This window comes from Streptomyces sp. NPDC002690 (assembly GCF_053592415.1).
Genome location: NZ_JBSFVR010000354.1, coordinates 1 through 7,786 on the forward strand (window position 1 = coordinate 1; position 7,786 = coordinate 7,786).

5 protein-coding genes are annotated in these 7,786 nt (G+C 71.1%); 3 read left to right on the forward strand and 2 right to left on the reverse strand.

All coding sequences use genetic code 11. The features are described 5' to 3' along the window. Both ACWD3D_RS30115 and ACWD3D_RS30120 read right to left on the reverse strand, forming a co-directional pair. Window positions 1-698: ABC transporter permease (locus ACWD3D_RS30115; protein WP_451463923.1), on the reverse strand; the 698-nt coding region annotated here is incomplete at its 3' end. 268 nt (window positions 699-966) lie between these two features. Beyond that, window positions 967-2,697 (reverse strand): ABC transporter substrate-binding protein, encoded by a 1,731-nt coding sequence (locus tag ACWD3D_RS30120; RefSeq protein WP_451463924.1) that lies wholly within the window; start codon window positions 2,695-2,697, stop codon window positions 967-969. Between the two features lie 255 nt (window positions 2,698-2,952). Between ACWD3D_RS30120 and ACWD3D_RS30125 the strand changes: the two genes are divergently transcribed. The 3 genes from ACWD3D_RS30125 to ACWD3D_RS30135 all read left to right on the forward strand — a co-directional run bounded on the left by ACWD3D_RS30125 (window position 2,953) and on the right by ACWD3D_RS30135 (window position 7,723). Further along, a complete protein-coding gene (locus ACWD3D_RS30125; RefSeq protein ID WP_451463925.1) occupies window positions 2,953-3,987 on the forward strand; it encodes a LacI family DNA-binding transcriptional regulator in 1,035 nt (344 codons plus the stop codon). A gap of 351 nt (window positions 3,988-4,338) precedes the next feature. Continuing rightward, window positions 4,339-5,109: an ABC transporter ATP-binding protein gene (locus ACWD3D_RS30130; RefSeq protein ID WP_451463926.1), complete on the forward strand. Its 771-nt coding sequence runs from the start codon at window positions 4,339-4,341 to the stop codon at window positions 5,107-5,109. An 85-nt stretch (window positions 5,110-5,194) separates the two neighbouring features. Next, window positions 5,195-7,723: an ABC transporter permease gene (locus tag ACWD3D_RS30135; RefSeq protein ID WP_451463927.1), complete on the forward strand. Its 2,529-nt coding sequence runs from the start codon at window positions 5,195-5,197 to the stop codon at window positions 7,721-7,723. Window positions 7,724-7,786: the final 63 nt, after the last annotated feature.

A 7,786-nucleotide genomic window follows, 5' to 3' on the forward strand; every position in this document is an offset into this window, starting at 1 on the left:
GCGCCGAGGGCGGAGAGGTACGAGGAGTAGTCGGACTCCAGCTCGTAGATGATCATGTTGCGCATGCCGATGGCCCAGCCGCCGAGCGCGACGAGGAAGAGCGACAGGAACGGCAGGACCCAGTGGTGCGCCAGGTCGGCCACGAAGTCGAGGGTCCAACTGGGCTGGATGTCCAGGCTGTAGCCGCCGGAGATCGGGAACCATCCGGCCTTCGAGCCGAGGGCCCAGGCGAGGATCACGGCGATCCACATGTACGGCATCGCGGTCAGCAGGTAGCCCGCCGGGAGCACGGTGTTGTCGAGCACCTTGCGGCGGGCGGCGAGCGCGCCCGCCCAGTTGCCGACGATCCAGCTGAGCAGCACCGCCGGGATCATCAGCCCCAGGGTGTACGGGAGCGCGTCGAGCAGTACGTCGGAGACGGGCGTCGGGAACACCCAGACGGAGATCCCGAAGTCGCCCTGGAACAGGGCGCCCCAGAAGTGCAGGTACTGCTGCCAGACGGGCTGGTCGAAGCCGAAGAGGTTGTCGTAGTAGGCGTGCATCGCGTCGGCGGCCTCCGGCTGGGAGACGCGGGCGCGGGAGACCATGGAGGCGACCGGGTCGCCCGGCATGAAGCGCGGGATCATCCAGTTGACGGTGACGGCGACGACGAAGGTCAGCGCGTAGACCAGGAGTTTTCGGGCGAAGTAGCGGCGCAAGGGAGCTCCCGTCGGGGTGCCCCGCCGGGCGCGCGCGTGTCAGGGCGGCGCTCCCGGCGGGACGGTCTGGAGGCCGGGCGGCGGCACGGGCGGCCGGGCGGCACGAGGGTGGCGGGCGTCCGCGCGAGAGTGGGGACGTCCGCGCGAAGAGGAATGCCCGCGCGAAGGGGAATGCTCGCGCGAGGAAGGCGTCCGCGCGAGGAAGGCGTCCGCGCGAAGGGGCCGGTACGGGTGGCCGCCGGGCCTCCCGTACCGGTCCCCGGGCGGGCTACTTCGCCGGCTTGAGCTGGGTCAGCATCTCGAAGCCGCCCATCTCCAGCCAGTTGCGCCAGAGCGCCGGGGCGTAGGTGGGCGCACCGGGCTTGTCCGAGGGCCAGTTGGTCCAGGTGCCGGTGGTGGACTGCGACCAGAGGCCGTTGTACCAGAGCGGGATGATCGGCATCTCGTCCAGCTGGATCTTCTGGAGCTTGCTCGTCACCGCCTTCATCCCGGCCGCGTCGTCGGTCGGCACCGCGCCGAGCTGCTGGACCAGGTCCCACGCCTGCTGGTTCTCGTACCGTCCGAAGTTCACCGTGTTCTGCTGCTTCTGGACGGGGAGTTGGAACATGTACTCGTAGTACGTCCACGGCGTGTTGGACAGCTGACGGTCGTTGTTGATGACGAGGTCGAAGTCCCCCTTGGCGCGCTGCTCGCTGAGCGCGTTCTGGTCGGGGAACTCCGTGGTCACCGAGATGCCCGCGGACTTGGCTCCGGCGGCGATGACCTTGGCGGCCTCCATCCAGTCGGTCCAGCCGGTGGGCACGGCCAGCTTGAGGGAGATCTTCGAGCCGTCCTTGTTCTCGACCAGGCCGTCGCCGTCGGTGTCCCGGTATCCGGCGTCGGCGAGGATCTTCTTGGCGCCCGCGGTGTCGTAGGAGAACCCGTCCGAGGCCACCACGCCCTTGTCGATGTACTGGTCCCACTGCGGGAGCAGCCCGGTCGGGTCGGCCTTCTTGACCAGGTCGCCGTAGACGCCCTTCACGATTTTGTCGATGTCCACGGAGGCCGCCAACGCCTTGCGGAAGGCGGCGTCGTCCAGGGGCTTGCGGGTGGTGTTGGGCACCAGCCAGGCGGTGTTGGCGGAGAGCATGTAGGGCGGCTGGTCGTAGTACGAGACGACCTTCTTGGCCTTGACCAGCGAGGAGGCGCCGGGCAGGAAGTTGTTGCTCAGGTCGAGCTGCCCCTGTCCGAGCTGGCCGATGACGACCTCGTTGCTCGGGTTGGAGACGTCCACGATGTAGCGCGGCGCGGGCGTCATGCCGAGCGCCTTCGTGCCCCACCAGGTGTCGCGGCGCTGCCAGACGACCCGGTCCTGGGACTTGCTCTTGAGGGTGTACGCCCCGCTGCCGACCGGCTTGTCGTTGACCCCGTTGAGGATCTCCTCCTCGGACCGGCCGCTCCACACGTGTTCGGGGACGATCGCCCGGCCGTAGAGGGTGAAGTCCCACTCCTGGTAGTGGGCCGTCTTGAAGGTGAAGCGGACGGTCGTGTCGTCCACCGCCTCGGCGCCGGAGAGCCAGCTCCACAGGGAGTGGAAGGAGGAGGCCTCGATCTTGCCGAGGCCGTAGGAGTACGCGACGTCCTTGGCGGTGAGCGGCTCGCCGTCGGACCAGGTGATCCCGGGCCGCAGCTTCACCTCGTAGGTCTTCGCGTCCTTCCAGGCGCCGGACTCGGCGAGCCAGGGGGTCAGCTTCCCCGCGTTGGGGTCGAAGTGGAACAGCGTCTCGTAGACCAGCCCCTTGGTGCCGGTGGCGTGGTCCCAGTCGCGCAGCGGGTTGTAGTTGGCCGGCGGCCCCCACTGCGTACCGGTGGTGTAGAGCGTCTCGTTGCGCGGCAGCGCCCCGCCCTTCGCGCCGCCCGCACCCTTGCCCGTCGCCGGGCTCCCTCCGCTGCACGCGGTGGCGGTGAGCGCGATCACGGCGAGTGCGATGGCGATCCGCACCCGGATACCCGTACCCATAGCCCTTCCTCTCCCCGCCGTCCCTGCGAGCGGAGTCACTGAACCGGGTAAGTGCCGTGAAGGTATGGGGGCCCGGGGGCGGTGTCAAGGGTTCGCGGGAGCGCTCCCATCCTTGCTGCACAAGGGAGTTGACGGTACGTTCGAGTCAAACGGAAGGGGATTCGAGGGCGCCCGTAGGGGGGTGGTGGCACAGCGATGCGGAGGGGATCAGGAGCTACGATGCCGGTCGGAGCGAACCGGTTAAGCGAGGTCCCTTTGCCCAAGAACCGCCCGACGATCGCCGACATCGCGCTGCGCGCCGGGGTCTCCAAGGTCGCGGTGTCCTACGCGCTCAACGACCGTCCAGGGGTGTCCCCCGCCACGCGTGCCGCCATCAAGGCCATCGCCGAGGAGATCGGCTGGCAGCCCAACAGCGCGGCCCGCGCGCTCACCCGTGCCCGCGCGGGCACGGTCGGCCTCGCGCTCTCCCGCCCCGCCCGAATGCTCGGGGTGGAGCCGTTCTTCATGGAACTGATCAGCGGCATGGAGAGCGAACTCTCGGACGGGGGCTGTGCGTTGCTGCTCCAGATGGTGAGCGGCCCGGCGCACGAACTGGAGGTGTACCGGCGCTGGTGGGGCGAGGGCCGGGTGGACGGCGTGTTCCTCGCCGATCTGCGCGAGCCGCACCCGGGCGGACCGGACCCGCGCGTCACGGGAGTCGCCGGGCTCGGTCTGCCGGCCGTCGCGATCGGCCACCCCTCGGCGGCCGGTGCGCTGGTGCCGGTCTGGTCCGACGACGCGGCGGCGCTCCGCGACACCCTGACGTACCTCCACGCGCTCGGCCACCGCCGGGTGGCCCGCGTCGCCGGACTCGCGGAGCTGGCGCACACCCGGCTCCGCGACCGGGAGCAGCACCGCTCGTGCGCCGAACTCGGTCTGGGGGAACCGGTGGTGGTGCACACCGACTACTCCGGGGACGAGGGCGCACACGCGACCCGCCGGCTCGTCAGCGCGCCGGACCGGCCGACCGCGATCATCTACGACAACGACATCATGGCCGTCGCGGGGCTGTCCGTCGCCCAGGAGATGGGTCTGGACGTACCCGCCGACCTCTCGCTCGTCGCCTGGGACGACTCGCAGCTCTCTCAGGTGGTCCGGCCGCCGCTGACCGCACTGCGGCGGGACATCCCGGCGTACGGGGCGCTGGCCGCGCGCACCCTGCTGACGCTGATCGCGGAGGGGGTGGCCGAGTCCCGCCAGGAGACGACCGCCCGTCTCGTACCGCGCGGCTCGACGGCACCACCGCGCTGAGCGACGGCCGGGGTGCGGGCGGCCCGCGTACGGGCGGCCGGCGTACCCGGGGCCGGGGGGGGGGGCGATCTTCGCCTGACCTGCCGGAACATGGCGCGGGCCCCGGAGTCGTCCCGACCGGGGCGCGATGTCATACCGGAGGAGGAGGAGGGTCCCACCCCGGTGCGACTCAAGTCGACACCCGAACGGGCACGGGGACTGACGACCGGGGCGCGGGGGACGAGGAGGATGAAGGAGTCCCCTGAGACCCCGGGTGCCGTCGGCCCTCTCCGGCCGCGCGGTCCGGTCACGGGGGCGTCCGGCCCCGCGGCCCCCCGGCTTTCCACCCCCGTACCCCTCAGGAGTGTCCCTGTGACCACCGCGCCCCCCGTTCCCCGTGCCACCGGCGTCGCCGCGCGCGCCACGGAGCTGTCGAAGGTCTACGGCCAGGGCGAGACCCAGGTGGTCGCCCTGGACCGGGTCTCCGTGGACTTCCCGCAGGGCGAGTTCACCGCGATCATGGGCCCGTCCGGCTCCGGCAAGTCCACGCTGATGCACTGCGTGGCCGGGCTCGACACCTTCAGCTCCGGGTCGGTGCGCATCGGCGAGACCGAGCTCGGGTCGCTCAAGGACAAGCAGCTCACCCAGCTCCGCCGGGACAAGATCGGGTTCATCTTCCAGGCGTTCAACCTGTTGCCGACGCTGACCGCACTGGAGAACATCACGCTGCCGATGGACATCGCGGGCCGCAAGCCCGACGCCGCCTGGCTCCAGCAGGTCATCGACATGATCGGGCTCTCGGACCGGCTGAAGCACCGCCCGACGCAGCTCTCCGGCGGCCAGCAGCAGCGCGTCGCGGTGGCCCGTGCCCTGGCCTCGCAGCCCGAGATCATCTTCGGCGACGAGCCGACCGGAAACCTCGACTCGCGGTCCGGCGCGGAGGTCCTGGGCTTCCTGCGCAACTCCGTGCGCGAGCTGGGACAGACCGTCGTGATGGTGACCCACGACGCGGTCGCCGCGTCCTACGCGGACCGGGTGATCTTCCTCGCGGACGGCGCGGTCGTCGACGAGATGGCGCGGCCCACGGCCGACAGCGTGCTGGACCGGATGAAGGCGTTCGACGCCAAGGGCCGCACCAGCTGACCCCGGGGCCCGCCGGCCCCACCCCGTACCGCCCGTCCCCGGGCGCGCCACGCCCTCCTCCGGATCTACATCCCAGGACACCCACATGTTCCGTACCGCCCTGCGCAATGTGCTCGCGCACAAGGCCAGGCTGTTGATGACCGTGCTCGCGGTCATGCTCGGCGTCGCCTTCGTCTCCGGCACGCTGGTCTTCACCGACACCCTCGGCAACGCCTTCCGCAACCAGTCCGCCAAGAGTTACGAGGACGTCGCGGTCGCCGTCTCGACCTCTTCCGGCCGCCACGACGACAAGACCGCCGGCATCTCCGAGGCCACCCTGGACAAGATCCGCGCGCTGGACGGCGTGGCCGGGGCGACCGGACGGGTCTCCGGTTTCGCCGGGGCCGCCGGCCGTGACGGCAAGCTCATCGGCGACGGCTGGTCCACCAACGGCGGCAACTTCGCCCCCGGCAAGGACGGCCAGGACCCCTCGTACACCTTCACCTCCGGCGACGGCCCGGTGAAGGACGGCCAGATCGCCCTGGACAGCGCCTCCGCCGACAAGGGCGGCTACCACGTGGGCGACACGGTACGTGTGGCGACCAACGGGCCGGTGAAGGAGTACGCCCTGACCGGTGTCTTCACCACCGAGGACGGTGCGGTCAACGCGGGCGGCAGCCTGGTCCTCTTCGACGGGGCGACCGCGCAGCGGCTGTTCCTGCGGGCCGGCGAGTTCCAGGAAGCCACGGTCGCCGCGGCCCCCGGCGCCTCGGACACGAAGCTGCTGGCCGAGGTGAAGACCCTGCTGCCGGAGGGCGCGGAGGCCCGTACCGGGCAGGCGCTCGCCGACGAGCAGGCGCGGCAGATCGAGGACGGGCTGGGCAATCTCGACACGATCCTGCTGGTCTTCGCCGGGATCGCGCTCTTCGTGGGCGTCTTCCTGATCGCCAACACCTTCAGCATGCTGATCGCCCAGCGCACCCGTGAGCTGGCCCTGATGCGTGCCGTCGGTGCCTCCCGCCGGCAGGTGAAGCGGTCGGTGCTGATGGAGGCGGCCGTGGTGGGCCTGATCGCCTCGGCGATCGGCTTCGCGCTGGGCGTCGGCCTCGCCACCGCGCTGCGCTCCGCGATGGGCCTGATCGGCGGGAAGATCCCGGCGGGTCCGCTGGTGGTCGCCCCGGGCACGGTGCTCGCCGCGTTCGCGGTGGGTGTCGTGATCACGGTCCTCGCCGCCTATCTGCCCGCCCGCCGGGCCGCGAAGATCGCGCCGGTGGCCGCCATGAGCAGTGTGCACGCGGTGGCGAGCACCCGTTCGCTGGTCGTCCGGAACTCGATCGGCGGTGCCCTCACCCTGCTGGGCGCGGCCGGGGTCGTCGGCGGCGCCGCCGCCGCGGACGGGAACGGCCGGAAGCTGATCGCGGCCGGTGCCTTCCTGGCACTGATCGGGATCATCGTGCTGATCCCGCTGCTGTCGCGGCCGGCCATCGCGCTCGTCCGCCCGCTGCTGACCCGGGTGTTCGGGGTGTCCGGGAAGCTGGCCGCGCAGAACGCGGTGCGCAACCCGCGCCGCACCGGCGCCACCGCCTCGGCCCTGGCGATCGGGCTGACCCTGGTCACCGGCATCTCGGTGCTGGGCGTCACCCTCGGGCAGGCGGTCGACCGGATGACGACGGACAACATCAAGGCCGACTACCTGGTCTCGATGGCGAGCGGCGACGCGCTGGACACCTCCGCCCTCACCGCGCTGCGGAAGGCGGACGGCGTCACCGCGGTCTCCCCGCAGCAGGCGGACTGGCTGACGGTCGGCGGCAAGTACCACGCGGCGTCCGGTGTCACCCCGGGCGACGTGCAGAAGCTCTTCGCGCTCAGGACGGTCTCCGGCTCGCTGGACTCGCTCGCCGACGGCCGGATCGCGGTCGACTCCGACACCGCGCGGAAGAACCACTGGAAAACCGGTGACACCCTGCCGGTGACCTTCGCGGACGAGAAGAAGGGCGAGGCGACGATCGGGGCCGTCTACGAGGCCAACGAGTTCCTCTCCCCCGTCCTGCTCCCGGAGGACCTCGCGAACGCCCACACCGAGGTCGCCGACATCCGCGACATCTGGCTGACGATGGACGGCGGCGCCTCCGACGCCAACGAGCAGGCCATCGTGGACGCGCTGGGCGACAACCCGGCGATGAGTGTGAGCGACCGGCAGGACATCCGGGACATGTTCGGCGGCTTCGTGAACCTGGCGCTGAACATCATGTACGGGCTGCTGGCGATGGCGCTGCTCATCGCGGTGCTCGGGGTGGTCAACACCCTGGCGATGTCGGTCTTCGAGCGCAAGCAGGAGATCGGGATGCTGCGGGCGATCGGCCTGGACCGCGGCAGGGTCAAGCGCATGATCCGACTGGAGGCCGTGGTCATCTCGGTCTTCGGCGCGGTGGTCGGCGTGCTGCTGGGTACGTTCCTGGCCTGGGCGATCGGCCGTACGATCGCCACCGCGATCCCCCAGTACGCGCTGGTCCTCCCGTGGGGCCGCATCGGGATCTTCCTGGTGCTGGCCGCGCTGGTGGGCGTCCTCGCCTCGCTCTGGCCGGCCCGCAGCGCCGCACGGCTGAACATGCTGACGGCGATCAAGACCGAGTGACGGGGCTTCCGTGACGGAAGCCACGCGGCAGGGGCCGGAGACCGCATCCCACGCGGTCTCCGG